Here is an 18,110-nt window from a genome sequence, read left to right as displayed (position 1 = left end):
CCGTGCTGCAGGCGGCGCTGGACGGTGGCAAGATGACCGTGATCGTCAGCAAATGCGAAAGCGGCAACGCAAAAATGCCCGTCATAACAATGGATCCCGTCGTCATCAGAGACAGGTTCATGAAGGCGGTGCAGGCCTGAGTTTGAAGCTGGTCACGCGCTGCTGAGCCATGTGCGTGACCCAATACGCCGCATTTCCTATTGCGTCCGCTCGTTTGGCACCGTCGAAGCCCGGACAATCAGATGCGCCTCGAGCAATTGATTTTCGGGGCGTTTCTCATGCTCGACCCAATCCGCCAAAGCGCTCGCCGCTTGTTCACCCATGCGTTGCACAGGTAGGTGAACCGTCGACAGCGAGGGCACGGAAACCGCAGATCCTGGCAAATCATCAATACCCATGAGAGAGACATCCTTGGGTACCTTGATGCCCTGACCTTGAAGTCCGAACTGCACGCCCATGGCCAATACGTCCGAGAGACACAATATGGCGTCCGTCGCCCGCCCATCCGTGAAAACGGCGCGGGCCGCCTCTGCTCCACCATGAAGTCCAATGGGTGCCTCGAACCACGCCAAGTCCATACCCTGTCCAAACGACGTCAAACCGGTGATGCGATCCTGAGTTCGATCATTGTTACGTGTCGGACCGTGGACCACGGCAACACGTCTATGACCCAATTCATGCAGGTGCCTCAGCGCGGTTTGAGCCGCGGCCGCATTGTCATAGCCGATGGTCGGTAGCGCGTAGGTTGGATCGAAATACGAGGTCGCAATCGTGGGAACTCGGGTGCGTTCGATCAAGGCCGTGAACTCGTCACTGTGCGTGACGCCCGAGATGATTAATCCTTCGGCGCCGATATCGAGCAGCCCCTTGGCCTTCTCGGCTTCCAGCTCTGGCTTGGAATTGGTGGTCGCCACAACGAGAGACAGTTGTCGGTCACCCAACGCGCGTTCAAGCGAAGCCAGAAATCGCGCAAAAATCGCATTGTCGAGCGTCGGCACCAGCGCACCTACAAACCGCGTCCGGCCCGAGTTGATCGCGCGGGCCGCGGCACTTGGCACAAAATTCAGTTGGTCGATCACGTCCTGAACACGGACCCGCGTCTTTTCGGTTACGGCCTCAGGCGAATTCAGCACTCGCGAGACTGTTGCAACGGATACACCTGCCGCTTTTGCCACGTCGCGCAGGTTTACACGTTTCTTGCCACTTTGATCTTTCATACCCAACCAAATACCGCCTCGGAACGCTCTTGCAAGATAAATTCTTGACACATGTAACTAGTTACATCAACCTATGTAACTAGTTACATTTTGAATGAAGGTCGGATTCGATGCCCGCTCCCACGGTCCTAAGAGAGTTTTCGAACATCGGGTTTTCGAGCCCGGGGCGGAGCTTTCCTGGCTTCCAGATCCCCGCGAGCGCAAGGGCTATTGAACTTGCGCCGCGCGATGCCCTGCGGGTTGAAATGCAGGCAGGCGACTTGCTGTCTGTGCATGGCCTGTCAAAGGACAATCAGGTTTGGCTGGCTGGTTTCGACGACAAAGGCCACGACGCTCTGTCCGCAATCGGCCTGACTGAACAAGACACCTTGGATCGCGCGCTCATCGATGCCGACGCATTTTTGGGGTGGGTGGCCGCACATGGCGGGGATCCAACACAAAAAACTCCTGTGTTCACGGTGCGGGAGCTAACCGAACCCCTTGTCCTCAAGGCCTCTGACACCCTGACGGTCTGGGCCTTTTGCCCAATGTCGCGTCACCATTTGATAACGGGCCACGACACCAACACAGTGTCGTTGCTGCATCAACCTGCACCCCGCACTGGTCCGATCCTGCCCGCCCCGCTTGGTGATATACGTGACGAATTCACCGTCGCCCGGGGCACCGGGCAGGCCTATGAAGTGCGCAAGGGCGACATCATCCAGATCATCGACATCGAAGGGCAGCAGTGTTCCGACTTCATGGCCCTGCGCGCGGATGGTTTGGACAAGGGTCAGGAGTGGATGATCGACAGCACCGCGACCCGCTCGATGGTGCGGCGCGCGTACCCCGGCCCCGGCCTGCTGGACAAGTTCTTTGACCGCGACATGCGTCCGATGCTGAACGTCATACAGGACACATGCGGCCAGCATGACACCTTTGGACTGGCCTGCACCGCACGCGGCTACGAAGAGCGCGGTTTTCCCGGTCACGTCAATTGCTCGGACAACATTACGAACGCGCTTGATCCGTTTGGAGTGGGTCGTCGCGCTGCCTGGCCGGCCATCAATTTTTTCTGGAGCACCTGGATCGATCCTCACAGCCACCACATTCAGACCGAGGAAAGCCGCTCGCGTCCGGGCGACTATGTGGCGATGCGGGCGCTGGACGATCTGATCTGTGTCTCGACGGCCTGCCCTGACGATCTGGACCCGATCAACGGCTGGAACCCCACAGACATTCACGTCCGCATCTACCGCCCAGACGCCCCAATCCGGCGCGCGGTTGCATATCGCGAAAAGGAAGACGCCCCGATGACCATCAGCCAGGAATCGGCCTTTCACGACCGGCTTGCCCCGTTGACCGAGCATTTCGCCCCTGCCCGCGACCTGTGGACGCCCGTCAGTTTCCCCAGCCATGGCACTTTGGGCGAATACTGGGCCTGCCGCGAGGCGGTCACGGTTCAGGACATGAGCGGGTTGCGCAAGTTCGACATCGTCGGCCCCGATGCCGAACGCCTGTTGCAACAGGCCATGACGCGCAACATCGCAAAGCTGGCGGTTTGGCGCGGGACCTACAGCCTGCTCTGCGATGACAGCGGCACGGTGATCGACGACGGCACCTTGTTCCGCATGGGCCCCGAGTTATTCCGCTGGTGCTGCGGGTCCGAGGAAAGCGGCCGCGTGCTTGAGGCACTTGCCACTGAGATGGGCCTGCAGGTGCGCATCCATGCCATGCGCAGCGCCCTTCCCAACCTGGCCATCCAAGGGCCGAAATCCCGCGACCTGATCCGAAAGATCGCCTTTACCCAGCCACATGTACCGTCCCTGGATCAGTTGAAATGGTTCGGGGTAACCGTCGCCCGGCTGAACGACCGCGAAGGTGCGCCCTTTATGCTGTCCCGCTCGGGCTATACCGGCGAGCTGGGCTACGAGATTTTTTGCGCCAAAGCCGACGCCACCCGCATCTGGGACGCTATCATCGACGCCGGGGCCGAATTTGGCGTGACCCCGATGGGCTCTGCGGCCCTGGAAATCATCCGGATCGAAGCCGGCCTGGCCGCCGCCAATGCCGAGTTTGCACCCGGTGTCGATGCTTTCGAAGCTGGACTTGGCTTTGCCGTCGACATGACCAAAACGGACTTCACAGGCAAGGCTGCGCTGGAACGCAACATCCGCGATCCGCGACGCGTTCTAAAGGGCTTGCTGATCAATTGCGATGACGTGCCTGCCCACGGCGCTCCGGTCTTTGCAGGCGAGCGTCAGGTTGGTCAGGTCACTTCGGCCACACGGTCCCCCAGTTTGGAACGAGCCATCGCCATCGTGCGGCTGGCCGTAGAGCACGCCGAGGACGGCACCGAATTGGAGATTGGCCAGCTGGACGGGCGCATGAAGCGTCTGACCGGCACCGTCACCGGCATCCCATTCATCGACCCACAAAGAAAACGCGCCCGGACCTGAAACCGGGAACCCAATAGGAGGAGAAGACACATGAAGACACTCACAACACTTGCCGCATCGCTGGCCCTGACCCTGGGCGCGACCGGCGCCATGGCACAGGAAAAGGTCATGGTTGGTGAACCCAGCTGGCCCGGCGCAAAAATCATGAGCCGGGTTATCGGTCAGATCATCGAAACACGCTTGGGTGGCGAGGCTGGATACGCTCCGGGCGCCAACGCCGTCATCTTTGCCGCGATGGATGGTGGTCGCGGTGATATCGACGTGCACCCTGATGTCTGGCTGCCGAACCAGTCGTCGTTCACCGACGAATACGTCGACCAGAAAGGCACTGTTGCCCTGTCGTCGGGCAGCTACGAGGGGCGGGCCGGGTTCTGTACGCCCACCTACATGGCCGACAAGCACAACATGAAGTCGATCTTTGATCTGGCCACCCCCATGGCGCAGGAGCTGTATGACACCAACGGCGACGGCAAGGGCGAGATCTGGGTTGGTGCATCGGGCTGGGCCTCGACCAACGTGCACAAGGTCAAGGTGCGCGATTATGGGATCGAAACCTTCCTGGAGCCATCGACAGAGGACGAGACAGTCTTTTATTCGCGCCTCAAGGATGCCGTGGATCAGGAACAGGGCGTGGTGTTCTACTGCTACAGCCCGCACTACGTGCATGCTTTGTACGACGTGACCATGATCGAAGAGCCCGAGCATGATCCGGCGACCTACAAGATCGTGCAGCCTGATCAGGACGCCGATTGGTACAATAAATCGTCGATCACCACTGGCGATCAGGTCAAGACCGTGACCGTGGCCTATTCCAAATCGCTCGAAGAGCGGAACCCGGCTGCGGCCTCGTTCCTGGGTCAGATCGATATGGACGCGGACGAGCTGTCGCAGCTGACCTATCAGGTCGTTATCCAGGGCAAGGACATCGACGTGGCTGTGTCCGATTGGCTCGCTGCCAACGGCGATACTGTTGATGGCTGGTTGGGCCTGAACTGAGCCAAACTCCGGCCGGTTCCCGCCCTTGGGGATCGGCCAATTCCACGCACCAAGATCAGGAGAGGACGATGACAGCTGAAATCGCAATCGATGCACGCGGCGTTTGGAAAGTGTTCGGCGCCAATGCAGATGAGGCGCTGAACGCCATCCATGCCGAGGGCCTGAGCAAGGCCGAAGTGCTGGAGCGGTTCAACTGCGTCGTCGGTGTGGCGAATGCCAGTTTAGAGATCGAAACCGGCGAGCTGTTCTGCGTCATGGGCCTGTCAGGTTCTGGCAAATCGACCCTCGTCCGGCACGTGAACCGCCTGTTGGAGCCCACCGATGGGCACATCTATATAGGCGGCGATGATGTCATGGGGCTGAGTGATGACGGGCTACGAGATCTGCGCAACCGTCGTGTGGCGATGGTATTTCAGAACTTTGGCCTGATGCCACACCGCACCGTGCGCGACAACGTTGCGATGCCCTTGGAAATTCGCGGCACCGGTAAGGCGCGCCGCTGGGAAGAGGCCGACCGCGTGCTCGATCTGGTCGAGCTATCAGGTTGGGAAGACAAATACGCGCACGAGCTGTCAGGCGGTATGCAACAGCGTGTGGGCCTTGCCCGCGCCATTGCGGCCGACCCCGAGATCTTACTGATGGACGAGCCGTTTTCAGCCCTTGACCCGCTGATCCGCAAACAGTTGCAGGATCAGTTCATGGCGCTGTCACGTGAGCTGAAGAAGACCACGATGTTCATCACCCATGATTTGGATGAGGCCATTCGCATCGGCCACCGGATCGCGATCATGAAGGACGGGCGCATCGTGCAGGTCGGTACACCCGAAGATATCATCCTGAACCCTGCCGACGATTATGTCGCCGACTTTGTGGCAGGCATCTCCAAGCTTCACATGATTTTTGCCCACGCCATCATGGTGCCGGTCGCAGAACACGAGGCTGCAAATGGCTCGTTGCCCGATGATTGCCATGAAGCGCACCCCGACATGGACCTGTCCGACCTGATGGAGCTGAGCGTCAAGGGGCACGGGGTGATCGCGGTAAAACAGGACGGCAACATTCTGGGCATCATCGATCGAACGCGATTGATCCAGTCCATCCAGGACAACCAGGCCTAAGGGGGGCGGACATGAAACATGCGGACGTGAAAGACATCCAACCTGAAACTGCCCAACGCCTGTCCGGTCTGGTCGGAGAGTTTGTTGGACAAGGGCAGGACTACTACCGCCAGGTCTTTGCCTACATGATGGAGGCACCCGGGTTTCGGTTTACCTTTAACATTGCCGCCGGTTTGCTCGGTCCGATCTGGTTCGGGGCGCGCGGGCTGTGGTCCTGGTTTCTTAGCTTCATGGTGCTGGAAACGCTGGCCTGGATTCAAATCGGTCAAGGCCTGTTTGGCGACCTGGGGCGCGAGGCGCGCACCCGCGCCGATCAGATCGCACAGACGCTGGAATTGCGCCGCCAACAGATCGAAGCGGCCGAAGCCTCCGGCTCTGGCTCGCTTGATGCGCTGAAACGCGCCGCGACCTCGCTGGAAAACGCAATGGCCGAGGCTCAGGCCACGGCCGCCGCAGCTGACGCCAGCGGCACGGTCTACCTTGTCGTTGGGATTGTGCTGCTGCTCGCAGTCAAAGCGCTCGCCGCTTCGCTCGCCAATTGGACGCTTGAGGGGCAATTCGCCCGCTGGCGTTCGGATCGGTCGGTGGCCAGCGGCTGGTCAATACCCCGGATGGGGTTGTCCATTGCCGTATTTGGCGCGGTCACAATCCTGTCGACCATCAAGTTCGCCCAACCGGATGCCATTGGTCTGCTCAAACAGTTCCCCACCAATCGCGATTGGCGCTTGAACGTGGGCGATGGCATTCAGGTCGCGTTTGACTGGACCAAAACCGCCGGTCGCGGGTTCTTTGACGGGCTGACCTATGGCATGCGCACGCTGCTGGACTGGATCGAGGTTGTTTTGGTCGACACCCCCTGGCCAGTCGTCGCCCTCGTCATTGTCATGCTGGCCTGGCTGTCTGCCGGTCCGCGTGTGGCGATCTTTACCGGCGCGGCTCTGGCCTATCTGGGCCTGCTCGATTTCTGGGAAAAGGCGATGACTACCATCGCGCTGCTCGGCGCGGCCGCCCTGATCTCGATCACACTTGGCATCCCGCTTGGCATCTATTGCGCACGCAGGCCCAAGGTTTTTGCCGTGGTTCGTCCGATCCTGGACTTCATGCAGTCCATGCCGTCCTTCGTCTACCTCATCCCGGTTGTCGCTTTCATCGGGTCCGGTAAACCGGCTGGCGTAGTTGCAACCATGATCTTTGGCAGCCCACCGGTCATTCGCTTTACCGTTCTGGGCCTGCAGCAGGTACCTGAAACCGTGCGCGAAGCGGCGATGGCCTTTGGCGCGACACCCCGCTACCTGCTTTGGCGCGTGGATCTGCCGCTGGCGCACAAAACGATCATGGCCGGCGTGAACCAGACCATTCTTCTGTCGCTGGCCATGGTGGTTGTCGCCTCGCTTATCGGCGCCAAGGGTCTGGGCGAAGACGTTCTGGAAGCCTTGCAATATGCTGCCGCAGGGCAGGGCATTCTGGCCGGTCTCGCGATCCTCTTCTGCGCGCTGATTCTCGACCGGATCGTGGCCGGGAAACGCTAGTTGTACAAACACGACACGGGAACGGCGGTTTTTGCCGGTCCCGTTCGATGACATGTCGGTTTCTGCATCCACATTTCGGAAACCTGCACGTCAAACGGCCTCTACGACAGGCATCCTGCATTCAAACAGGAGATCGTCGCCATGACCCAACTCGCCACTGCGCCGCGCGCCCGTTCGGGTGGCAGGCAAGCCCGCCGCGCCCTGCGCACGGCCCCGAAATTCGACATGCTGCCCGGCCTGACAGGCACCATTCCTTTGTGCGAGGTGATGGACGGGGCCCAGGTCGAGCGCATTGACAATGCCTCGATGGACATCCTGGAAAATGTGGGTGTCCAGTTCCGTGATCCCATCGCTTTGGAAGATTGGAAGAAGGCTGGTGCCAAGGTCGAAGGTGAGCTGGTGTTTCTGGACCGCGGATTGGTCCGCGAGCTGATCAAAACGATCCCGTCGGACTTCACCTATCACGCGCGCGATCCAAAAAAGAATGTGCGTCTTGGCGGTCGGCATTCAATCTTTGTTCCGATGACAGGCGCGCCCTTCCTGCGCGATCTGGATGACGTGCGCCGCAATCCGACGCTGGATGATCTTGCGATGTTCCACAAGTTGTCGCACATGATGCCCGCGCTGCATTCCTCGGCACACCACATCGTGGAACCTTACGATCACCCGATCAGCCAGCGGCATTTGCGCATCACCTATTCATCGATGAAGCATTCGGACAAAACGTTCATGGGCATGACCACCTCGCCCAAGAACGCCGAGGACGTGATGGACATGTGCGCGATCCTATTTGGTGATGAGTTCATGGAGACGCACCCCGTCACCACCGGCAACTGCAACGGCAACTCGCCGCTGGTGTGGGACGAAACCATGTTGGGCGCAATGCGTGCCTTCTGTCGCCGCAACCAGCCGGTGCTCTGCTCGCCCTTTGTTCTGGGCGGCGCCAACACGCCCGCGTCGGTTCCTGCAACGGTTGCTCAGCTGAACGCCGAAGCACTGAGCGCGCTGGCTTACACCCAGGTGATCCGCAAAGGCGCGCCAGCGATCTATGGCCATTACCTGTCCACCGTGTCGATGAAGTCCGGCGCGCCGATGGCCGGTACGCCAGAGATTTCGCTGATGAACTTCATGATCGGCCAGATGGCGCGGTACTATGGTGTTCCATGGCGCACCTCGAACACGCTTGGTGGGGCCAAGACGTTCGACGCTCAGGCCGGGTATGAATCGGCGACGACATTGCAAGCCGTCATGCATGCCGGTGCCAACTACATCTGGCACAGCGCCGGCTGGAACGAGGCCGGGATGCATTGTTCCACTGCCAAGTTCATCGTCGATGCCGAGCAATGCGCGATGGCCTATCGCATGGCCGAGGGCCCGAAATGGGGTGACTTTGACACTGCCGTTTCTGCCGTGCCGGACGTGGGTCCGGGCGGTCACTATCTGGGGCATCCCCACACGCAAGAGAACTTCCAAGAAGCGTTCTTCATGCCCGACATGTTCGATAACAACTCGATCGAGCAATGGGTGGCCGAGGGCAGTGTCGAGATCACCGAACGCGCGCTGAACCGCGCCCGCAAGCTGCTGTCTGAGTATCAGGAACCAACGCTCGACATCGCCAAGAACGAAGAACTGTTGGACTACATCGCAAGACGGGAACGAGAGATCCCGGCCGCCGACGAACTGAACCAAGACTACTAATTCACTCCCCTACTGGCTCGCCCCACTTTTGGGCGGGCCTTTTTTCCGTGAGGGCCCCCTTTGAAAATCGCCGAAATTCACGTCTATCAACACGACCTGCCAGTCAAAGACGGCCCCTACACAATGGCCAAGGCACAGGTTTGGGCGCTGGACACGACGCTTGTCAAACTGGTCTCGGACACAGGTCTGGTCGGCTGGGGTGAAACATGCCCTGTTGGTCCAACCTACGCTGAATCCCACGCAGGGGGCGCACGTGCGGCCCTTGTGCAAATGGCTCCGGGTTTGATCGGGACTGAGGTCGCTCCGCTGACCCTGCATCGCACGATGGATGGTCTGCTTAATGGGCACAACTACGCCAAGGCGGCCATCGACATCGCGGCGCATGATCTGCTGGGCAAGCACCTGGGTGTCAGCGTTTCCGAACTGATCGGCGGTGCCTCGACCAACCGTGTGCCGTCCTACTACGCCACAGGTGTCGGCGCGCCGGATGAAATCGCTCGGCTCGCACGTGAAAAGATGGCCGAAGGTTACCCTCGACTGCAGATCAAGGTCGGCGGCCGCCCGGTCGAGATCGACATCGAGGTCATCCGAAAGGTTTGGGAGGTCGTCCAAGGCTCAGGCATGCGTCTGGCGGTAGATGGCAACCGGGGTTGGACAACGCGCGATGCGTTGCGGGTCAGTCGGGAATGCCCCGATGTTCCCTTCATCATGGAACAGCCCTGCAACACGATCGAGGATCTGCAAAAGATCCGCCCACAGATCACACATGGTCTTTACATGGACGAAAGCAGCACCTCGCTGGACACTGTCATCACCGCCGCTGGAACCGGACTGGTGGACGGGTTCGGGATGAAGGTCACGCGCATTGGCGGCCTGCACCCGATGCGCGCATTCCGCGACATATGCGAGGCGCGCAACCTGCCGCATACCTGCGATGACAGTTGGGGCGGGGATATCATCGCCGCCGCTTGTACCCATATCGGTGCCACCGTCCGCCCCGACCTTCTTGAAGGGGTTTGGCTGGCCGCGCCCTATATCGAAGGTCACTATGACCCCGAAATCGGCATCCGCATCGAAGGGGGCCACATCTCGGTTCCAACCGGACCGGGTTTGGGGATCATACCGGATGAAACCCTGTTCGGGGCGCCGGTCGCAGAATTCTGACTACAAGAGGTCGAGCATGGATTTTCAAGGAAAACGCGCCCTCGTTACCGGCGCTGCAGGCGGCATCGGAGGCGCACTCGTCAAGCGTTTACGCGCAGCCGGGGCTCAGGTCGCGGTGGCAGACCGCGTGACAGATAGCCTTGACGCAGACGCCCACCTGCCCGGCGATCTGCTGGATGGGAAATATGCCGACGGCCTGCCTGCCGCAGCGGTCGAGGCGCTTGGCGGTCTGGATATCGTGATCAACAACGCAGGCGTCATCACGCGGGGGCCGGTGACAGACACCTCGGATGACGATTGGACGTTGTCGATGGGCGTCAACGTCGAGGCCCCTTTTCGCATCTGTCGCGCTGCGATCCCACTAATGGCGGAAACCGGTGGGGGTGCAATCGTCAACACCGCCTCGTGCTGGGGCGGCAAGGCGCCGGGGCCAAACCACGCGCTTTACTGCATGACCAAGGCGGCAATAGCATCACTGACCCAATGTATGGGAATGGATCATGCGCATCAGGGCATCCGCATCAACGCGGTCTGCCCGAACGAGGTGAATACACCCATGCTGCGCAGCGGGTTCGAAAAACGCGGATTTGATCCTGACACAGCCGTTGCAGAGCTGGGTAAATCCGTGCCTCTGGGTCGCATAGCCGAGCCCGAAGACATCGCCGATGTGGCGCTGTTTCTGGCCTCGGACGCCGCGCGCTACATATGTGGGGCACTGGTCGAAGTAAACGGAGGCAAGCCGGTTTCATGAAACGGTTCGACGGACAAGTTGCCTTGGTCACCGGCGGTCGCAGTGGCATTGGGCAGGCCATCGCCCGGCGCCTGCGAGATGAGGGCGCACAGGTCTTCACAGCGCAGCGTGGCACCGACCCCGAGTTCGACTGCGTCACGGCTGATTTCTCGGACCCGACCACGCCCAGCAAAGTGATCGCTGATGTGATTGGCAAAACAGGGCGTCTCGACATCCTCGTGAACAACGCAGGCATGATGCAAGAGGCGCGCGTCGAGGAGATGAACCTTTCTGATTGGAACAGGACGCTCACCATCAACCTCACCGCGCCATTTCTGATGATCCAGGCTGCACTGCCCCACCTGCGAGACACGAAGGGAAGTATCGTCAACGTGGGTTCCATCGAAGGGTTGGGGAGCAATCCGGGCCACGCCGCCTATTGCGCCTCCAAAGCGGGATTGCACGGGCTTACACGTGCGGTCGCGGTGGATCACGGTCCCGAAGGCATCCGCTGCAATGCCGTGGCCCCCGGCTGGATCGACACCGAGTTGAACGAAGACTTCATCGATAGCATGCCGGACCCGCAGGCATTTCGCCGCGATATCGCGGGCATCCACCCCGTCGCTCGCACCGGCAAACCCGAAGAGGTCGCCGCCCTCGTGGCCTTCCTCGCCTCGGCTGAAGCAGGTTTTGTCACCGGGCAGGTCTACACCGTCGACGGCGGGCGCATGGCTCAACTCAGCCTGCCCTAACCCCTACTCCTTGCCCGAGCGCCATTCCTTCCACATGAGATAGGTGTTGGCCCCCAAGGCCGCGAATGGCTCGGGCGGCAGCTTGGGCATTTCGGGTTGGGCAAGGAAGTGATCGGCGATGTCCGACTTGCCTTGCACAATCAATTCGGCAATTCCCATGCCTTGCAAGGTGCCGCGCGCCGTTCCCAACCCGTTCTGGCAGCAGGCTGAAAAAACGCCTTGATCAAGTTCACCAAACGCAGCCGAGCCATTGCGGCTTAGGCACAGCATGCCCGCCCACCGATGTTCCATCCGCACGCCATTCAGGTGCGGGAACCGCTCGGCGAACTTGCGGTCATGCACCCAGCCTGCATTGCGCACCCGCATAGGGCTGGTTTCGATGGTGGGATGAAAACTGGCACAGGTTCTGATCAGGATGCGGTCGCCGTAGCTTCCCGAGATGCGTCGCACGGATGTGCCCATCGGATCGGCAGGTGTGACGCCCCAACGCGGTTGCCCGCCAAGCGTCTTGATCTGCTGGTCAGTCAAGCGTTCGGTGATCGAGGCATAGAGACAGATATGCATCAACTGCCGCTGGTAGAACCCGAAACTCTCGAGATGCCCGTTGTTTGCCAGAACGACAGTGCCAGTGGCGATCTTGCCCTTTGGAGTCATCACCTGCCAGCCGTTGCCTTGCCGCTCAAACCCGGTGGCCGGCGTGTTTTCAAAAACGTCGATCTGCCCCGCCAACAGCTGGGACAATCCCCGAATGTAGCCCGCTGGTTGGAGCATCACGGTACCAGGGCAAAACACGCCCGAGGTGTAGTGCGGGCTGCCTGTGATTTCGTGAATCTGGGTCTTGTCAAGAAACGCGCAAGGCTCCCCCAAACGCTTCAGATGCTCGACATAGTCACGGTTGTGCTTGTCGCCAGCACGGGTAGCTGCCGCATTGTATTTTCCGCAAGGATCAAAGATCTCGTCCGGCATCTGGCTCTCGGCGGCGACCTCGTTGGCAAAGCCAATGGCACGCCGGTTCTGCGCGATCGCCGCCCGGTCCGCTTCCAACCCGTCGCCAGCATAATTGTCTGATGACAGATCATGTGGCAGGTCGATCATGAAACCCGAATTTCGCCCAGCCGAACTATCTGCATAGCGCCCCGCCTCAACCACCGCGATCTTAAGGCTGGGGTCCAACTGATGCAGTCGCCGCGCCGCGCTCAGGCCTGCAAAGCCACCGCCGATCACAGTGATGTCGACGGTCAGGTCCTGCTCCAGCACCGGCAGGACCGGTTGCTCAGGCAGGATGGTGTTCCATCCTGCCGGGCCGGTTTGCCGTGGCAACCGTTTGGCGGTGTACTTGGTCAATCCACCGCCTCGTCTTCGTCATCTGCCAGATCGATCCAGATGGTTTTCAACTGGGTGTACTGATCATGCGCATGGACCGAATTGTCGCGGCCACCAAATCCAGACTGCTTGTATCCGCCAAAGGGCGTGGTGATGTCCCCTTCACCAAAGCTGTTGACTGTCACCGTGCCAGCCCGGATTGCCCGCGCACCCCGGATGGCGCGCTTGGCGTTGGCGGTAAAGATCGAGGCGCAGAGGCCATAATCAGTGTCGTTGGCGATGTTGATCGCCTCGTCAAAGCTGGACACCTCGATCACCGACAGAACCGGGCCAAAGATCTCTTCACGTGCCAGAACCGCGTCGTTGCCGGGAACCTCGACCACCGTCGCTTCGACAAAGCCATCCTTGGCGCTACCGCCAATCACGACGTTCTCGGCCTGCTCGAGATAACCGCACACTTTGGTGTAGTGCCCCTCGCTCACCAGCGCGCCCATCCGGGTTTCGGGATCAAGGGGATCGCCGATGTTCCAGTGTTTGGCGTGATGCGCGATCCGCTCCAGCAGTTCTGCTTTTACGTCCTTGTGCACGATCAGGCGCGAAGAGGCCGAACAATTTTCGCCCATGTTCCAGAACGCGCCGTTGACCACATGCGCCGCGACGCGGTCCAGATTCTCGGCGTCATCCATCACGATGGCCGGGTTCTTGCCGCCCATTTCCAGCACCACCTCTTTGGCGTTGCTTTCAGCGGAATAACCCAGGAACCGCTTGCCGGTCACGGTCGAGCCGGTGAAGGACACCATGTCGATGTCCATGTGGCGACCGATTGGTTCACCTACGTCGGCACCGCCGCCGGGTACGATGTTCAGAACACCGCGCGGCAGGCCCGCCTCCATCGCCAGTTCCGCCAGTCGCAGAGCGGTCAGCGTGGTCTCGGTCGCTGGTTTCACCACGACCGAGCAACCAGCCGCAAGCGCCGGGCCGATCTTCCACCCCAGCATCAACAGAGGGAAATTCCACGGCAGCACCAGACCCACGACGCCAATCGGCTCGCGCACGACCATGGCGATGTGATCGTCAGACGCGGGCGAGACCTGGTCATAAATCTTGTCGATCGCCTCGGCATGCCATTTGATGCAGTGAATAGTCTCGGGCACATCCACCGTTTCGCAATCATAGATCGTCTTGCCGCTGTCGATGCTTTCCATCACCGCCAGTTCCCGCGCATTGCGGGTCATCAACTTGCACAGGCGGATCAGCACATCCTTGCGATCCGACGGATGCATCCGAGACCAACGACCGTCCTCAAACGCCTCGCGCGCCTTTTCGACGGCAAAGTCCACATCCTCGGCCCCGCAGGCGGCAATGTCGGCAAGTTTCTCGCCCGTGGCGGGGTTCGACGTCTCAAACGTCTTACCCGAGATCGCCGGGCGATAGGCACCGTCGATGAAGGCCCCTGTTGCCAGGGTCAGGTTTGCGGCGATGGATTTGTATTCGTCCTGAGTGAGCAGCGACATGATTTATCCCTCCGCCTCGATATCTGCGATTTTCTGTTTCAACACGCGCGTGACCTGTTCCAGCGCGCGCTTGTCGTCCTTGTTCAGCCCTTTGAGCGGCGGGCGCACGACGCTGGCCTCGATCCCGTTCATGGTGACGCCGTGTTTGATGGTCTGGATGAACTTGCCGCCCTGCTCCAACACCCGCATCAGCGGCATCATGGCCGACATGATCCGGCGACCCTTTGCAAAGTTGCCTTCGATCACGCAGGCATTGTAGAGCGCCACATGTTCACGCGGCAGGAAGTTCGACCCGCCACAGACCCAAAAGGGTGCGCCCCAGGCAAAGAATTCCAGCGCCTGATCGTCCATGCCGCAGCCCAGCTGGATATGTGGGTAATCGCGTGCCAACAGATGCACTCGGTTGATATCGCCCGAGCTTTCCTTGATGCCGCAGAAATTGCGCGACCGGCCGATACGGTCCAGAAACTCCTCTCCCATCATCGTGCCGGTGCGATGGGGATAGTTGTACAGCATGATCGGCAGGTCAGCGGCCTTGTCGATGGCCAAAGCGTTCAACGCGTTCTCGCGATCAGTTGGAACCGAATATGGCGGGCTGGCGAGCAGGATCGACTCCGCGCCAATCTCACGTGCACCAGTCGCCAGAGCAATCGAATCCGACGTCAGCATGGCTCCGGTGCCCACAACCAGCGGCAGACGTCCTTTTAGCTGCTGGTGCGTGAACTTTGCCAGCTCCAGACGCTCTTCGACGGTCTGAGCATAGTTTTCGCCGGTCGAGCCGCCCGAGATCAGGCCGTGCACGCCGTTTTCGATCAGATATTCAATCACGTTCGCCAGGCCGTCCCAATGGACGCTGCCATCTGCGTGATAAGGGGTCACAACAGGCGTGTAGATCCCTTCGAATTTGAACAAGGGTGTCATGATGGTCCTCAAGCAGGTGTTTTTCGGGTGACCGAGCCCAGTTGCACGTCCAGCCCTGCAGGCATGACGAACAGTTCAATCTGGTCTCGGGACAGATTCCAATGGTCGATGGCCAGTTGCGCGGCAGCCACCTCATCGCGCGCCTCGATGGCGGCGATGATGGCGTCGTGTTGGGCGCTGGCCTCGGACACGTTTTCAACCATCTGCGCGTCTTGCGGGCGATAGAAAGTCATCGAAATGCGCGCGTGATCGATCAGCAGGCGTTGGAATGAGGGGAGCAGATAGATGTTGTCTGCCATCTCTCCGGTCACCTCGTGAAAGCGGTTGTTGGCCATGGCGCGCTCTGCGCCAGACCCCGAACGCAGTGCAGCCTTGAATACCTCTTGCGCCGCCTTCAGGTCGTCGACCTGTTCGGGACGCGCGTTCTGCGCCGCCAGTTGCAGCACCGCGCCGTAGATCATCGGTGCGGCCAGAAAGAAGTCGCGCAGGGTCATGTGGGACATCTCGCTTACCCGCGCACCGCGGTTTTCACGCAGATCAACGTACCCCTCGCCCGCAAGCTGGCGCAGCACTTCGCGCAAGGGCGTGCGCGACAGCTGAAATTCGTCCGACAGCCGACTTTCATCCAGATCGGCACCGGGCCGCAGATCCAAGGTCATGATCGCGGTCTTGAGCCAATCATAAAGTTCGGCTTTGCGGTTCTTCGCGGCGTCCTTCACCAGCACCTCCTTGAATCAGTTGCCCGGTTGTCGGGTGCTCTATCGCATAAAATACATATTGTGTACACAGTAAAAAATTGTTGTGTGCAAAAAATAAGTAGCGTACCCCGCATTATCTTGCCGCGCATGCGAATCTTGGCTTAGCCTGAAAGATGCGCCCGCAGGACAACCAAATGCCACGCCCCGGTAACTTTGAATTGGGTCACGCCATGTCCAAGACACAGCACTTTGTCTTTCTTCTGGTCGAAGAATTCTCGCACCTTGCGTTTTCCTGCGCGGTCGAGCCGCTGCGCATTGCCAACCTTGTCAGCGGTGAGCAGCTCTATCGTTGGTCCTTTGCGTCTGAGAATGGCGAGACGGCGACCTGTTCGAACGAATCCGTGACCTTGGTGCATTCCGGGTTCAGCGGCCTGCCCCGTTGCGATCAGCTATTTGTCCTGTCCGGCATTCACATGCGCGATCACGTCACCAAACCCTTGCTGGCCACCCTGCGCCGTGAACGGGCCCGAGGCACCCCCATTGGGGCGTTGTGTTCAGGCGCTTGGGTTCTGGCCCAGGCCGGATTTCTGGAAGACATGCAGGCAGCGATTCATTGGGAGTACCACGACAGCTTCATGGAGGCCTTTCCCGAGGTGAACCTGGTGCGCAGTGTCTTTGTCGCGGATGAGAAGTACATGACGGCATCAGGTGGCACGGCCACTGCTGATCTGATCCTGCATCTGATCGAGCGAGATCACGGTCAGGACCTTGCCGTCGCTGTGGCTGATCAGATGGTTTATAATGCTGTCCGCAACTCCACCGCCGAACAGAAGGTATCACTGCAATCCCGCAACGGGATGCGCAATGCCCATCTGACCAAGGCGATCCAGATCATGCAGGATCAAATCTCCGATCCGATCTCACCCACAATCATCGCTGAAAACGTGGGCATTTCGACCCGCCAGCTTGAGCGGCTTTTTGGCAAATACCTGAACGCGTCGCCCAAGAAGTACTTTATGGAAATGCGCCTGGAACGGGCCCGAAACCTGCTGATCCAGACCGAGTCCTCCGTGACCGAGGTCGCCTTTGCCTGCGGGTTCGAAAGCCCCGGACACTTCAGCCGGGTTTACCGCGCGGCCTATGGTGTCACACCCATGCTTCAGCGCGGCAAGATCTCGTGATCTGAAGCGTTGACAGAACGCGATTTCGGGCGTTGGGTTGCAGCGAATACAGACGACGCCCGAGGTTTTCATGCACAAGATCATTGCGCTTTGGTCGCACCCCCGTTCGATGTCTACCGCGATGGAACGGATCATGCGGGAACGCGGCGATCTGGACTGCGCGCATGAGCCGTTCATGTACGACTACTACGTCAACCGCTCGGTTCGCGAGATGCCGCATTTCGATGTGCAAGATGACCATCCGCAAACGTATGAAGCGATTCGGGACATGCTGCTGACCCGCGCCGAGGCTCAGCCGGTGTTCTTCAAGGACATGAGCTACTACGTCGTACCCAATATCCTGGAAGACACAGAATTCCGGGATCGGCTGGTGAACTGCTTTTTGATCCGCAATCCGATGGCGTCGATCAAATCCTACTTCAAGCTTGATCCGGACGTGTCCTGCGACGAGATCGGGATCGAGCAACAATGGCGCCACTATCAGGCGCTGGTGGACGCGGGCCAAACCCCTATCGTGATCGAAGCCGAAGCTGTGCGCCGCGATGATCGTGCAGCTTTATCGGCCATGTGGGACAAGATCGGCCTGCCCTTTGTCGAGGCCGCTTTTGACTGGCAGAACGAGCGCCCTGCCGACTGGGCACAGGTCGATGGCTGGCATGCAGACGCAGGCACGTCAAAGTCCATCCGCCCCCTGACGCTTGAGGATCTGACCCGGCAAGAAGAGGCGTTTTTTGCCGCCGCCGAGGTCGAACCCAAAATACTGACCTATCTGGAACATCACATGCCATTTTACCTGCGGCTCAAGGCCGCCGCGTTGCGGCAGTAACGGTA

The 18,110-nt window shown here is 59.9% G+C and carries 15 protein-coding genes and 1 pseudogene; 11 read left to right on the top strand and 5 right to left on the bottom strand.

Annotation, left to right across the window (positions count from 1 at the left end; all coding sequences use genetic code 11):
* Positions 1–140 (top strand): annotated as a pseudogene (locus TRM7615_RS26000) (sulfopyruvate decarboxylase subunit beta); the annotation flags it as partial.
* A gap of 57 nt (positions 141–197) precedes the next feature.
* Here TRM7615_RS26000 and TRM7615_RS20910 read toward each other — a convergent pair.
* The gene (locus TRM7615_RS20910) at positions 198–1,217 is read right to left on the bottom strand and encodes a LacI family DNA-binding transcriptional regulator (protein ID WP_108791357.1); all 1,020 of its coding nucleotides are present in this window, start codon (positions 1,215–1,217) and stop codon (positions 198–200) included.
* 110 nt (positions 1,218–1,327) lie between these two features.
* Here TRM7615_RS20910 and TRM7615_RS20905 point away from each other — a divergent pair, with 110 nt between their 5' ends.
* From TRM7615_RS20905 to TRM7615_RS20870, 8 genes are all read left to right on the top strand, one after another.
* Complete coding sequence (locus TRM7615_RS20905; RefSeq protein ID WP_108791355.1) at positions 1,328–3,655, top strand: DUF1989 domain-containing protein; 2,328 nt, start codon at positions 1,328–1,330, stop codon at positions 3,653–3,655.
* A 30-nt stretch (positions 3,656–3,685) separates the two neighbouring features.
* Positions 3,686–4,651 (top strand): ABC transporter substrate-binding protein, encoded by a 966-nt coding sequence (locus TRM7615_RS20900; protein ID WP_108791347.1) that lies wholly within the window; start codon positions 3,686–3,688, stop codon positions 4,649–4,651.
* Between the two features lie 68 nt (positions 4,652–4,719).
* Complete coding sequence (locus TRM7615_RS20895; RefSeq protein ID WP_108791344.1) at positions 4,720–5,769, top strand: quaternary amine ABC transporter ATP-binding protein; 1,050 nt, start codon at positions 4,720–4,722, stop codon at positions 5,767–5,769.
* A gap of 11 nt (positions 5,770–5,780) precedes the next feature.
* Positions 5,781–7,298: an ABC transporter permease gene (locus TRM7615_RS20890; protein ID WP_108791342.1), complete on the top strand. Its 1,518-nt coding sequence runs from the start codon at positions 5,781–5,783 to the stop codon at positions 7,296–7,298.
* Between the two features lie 141 nt (positions 7,299–7,439).
* Positions 7,440–8,996, top strand: coding sequence for a trimethylamine methyltransferase family protein (locus tag TRM7615_RS20885; protein WP_108791340.1), 1,557 nt, complete (start codon positions 7,440–7,442; stop codon positions 8,994–8,996).
* A gap of 60 nt (positions 8,997–9,056) precedes the next feature.
* Positions 9,057–10,160, top strand: coding sequence for a mandelate racemase/muconate lactonizing enzyme family protein (locus TRM7615_RS20880; RefSeq protein WP_108791338.1), 1,104 nt, complete (start codon positions 9,057–9,059; stop codon positions 10,158–10,160).
* 16 nt (positions 10,161–10,176) lie between these two features.
* Positions 10,177–10,911, top strand: a complete 735-nt coding sequence (locus TRM7615_RS20875) for an SDR family NAD(P)-dependent oxidoreductase (RefSeq protein ID WP_108791336.1) — start codon at positions 10,177–10,179, stop codon at positions 10,909–10,911.
* Positions 10,908–11,642, top strand: a complete 735-nt coding sequence (locus TRM7615_RS20870; RefSeq protein ID WP_108791334.1) for an SDR family NAD(P)-dependent oxidoreductase — start codon at positions 10,908–10,910, stop codon at positions 11,640–11,642. Before TRM7615_RS20875 ends, TRM7615_RS20870 begins: the two co-directional genes overlap by 4 nt.
* A gap of 3 nt (positions 11,643–11,645) precedes the next feature.
* Here the strand turns inward: TRM7615_RS20870 and TRM7615_RS20865 are convergent, their stop codons facing one another.
* From TRM7615_RS20865 to TRM7615_RS20850, 4 genes are read right to left on the bottom strand one after another with little or no spacing between them, the layout of a single operon-like run.
* Positions 11,646–12,986 carry an NAD(P)/FAD-dependent oxidoreductase gene (locus tag TRM7615_RS20865; protein WP_108791332.1) on the bottom strand — a complete coding sequence of 447 codons (1,341 nt, stop codon included), beginning with the start codon at positions 12,984–12,986 and terminating at the stop codon, positions 11,646–11,648.
* The gene (locus TRM7615_RS20860; RefSeq protein ID WP_108791330.1) at positions 12,983–14,479 is read right to left on the bottom strand and encodes an aldehyde dehydrogenase; all 1,497 of its coding nucleotides are present in this window, start codon (positions 14,477–14,479) and stop codon (positions 12,983–12,985) included. The genes TRM7615_RS20865 and TRM7615_RS20860 overlap by 4 nt, the downstream gene beginning before the upstream one ends.
* Positions 14,480–14,482: 3 nt before the next feature.
* Positions 14,483–15,400, bottom strand: coding sequence for a dihydrodipicolinate synthase family protein (locus TRM7615_RS20855; RefSeq protein WP_108791328.1), 918 nt, complete (start codon positions 15,398–15,400; stop codon positions 14,483–14,485).
* A gap of 8 nt (positions 15,401–15,408) precedes the next feature.
* A complete protein-coding gene (locus TRM7615_RS20850; protein WP_108791399.1) occupies positions 15,409–16,119 on the bottom strand; it encodes a GntR family transcriptional regulator in 711 nt (236 codons plus the stop codon).
* Between the two features lie 209 nt (positions 16,120–16,328).
* On the opposite strand from TRM7615_RS20850, the gene TRM7615_RS20845 reads away from it, so the two are divergent.
* Positions 16,329–17,279, top strand: coding sequence for a GlxA family transcriptional regulator (locus TRM7615_RS20845; protein WP_108791397.1), 951 nt, complete (start codon positions 16,329–16,331; stop codon positions 17,277–17,279).
* A gap of 70 nt (positions 17,280–17,349) precedes the next feature.
* Entirely contained in the window at positions 17,350–18,105 is a 756-nt protein-coding gene (locus TRM7615_RS20840; RefSeq protein ID WP_108791326.1) for a sulfotransferase-like domain-containing protein, read from the top strand.
* The last annotated feature ends 5 nt before the right edge of the window (positions 18,106–18,110 follow it).

The sequence above is a fragment of the Falsiruegeria mediterranea M17 genome, assembly GCF_900302455.1.
Lineage (GTDB): Bacteria > Pseudomonadota > Alphaproteobacteria > Rhodobacterales > Rhodobacteraceae > Falsiruegeria > Falsiruegeria mediterranea.
This window is presented reverse-complemented; position numbering and strand designations above follow the sequence as displayed.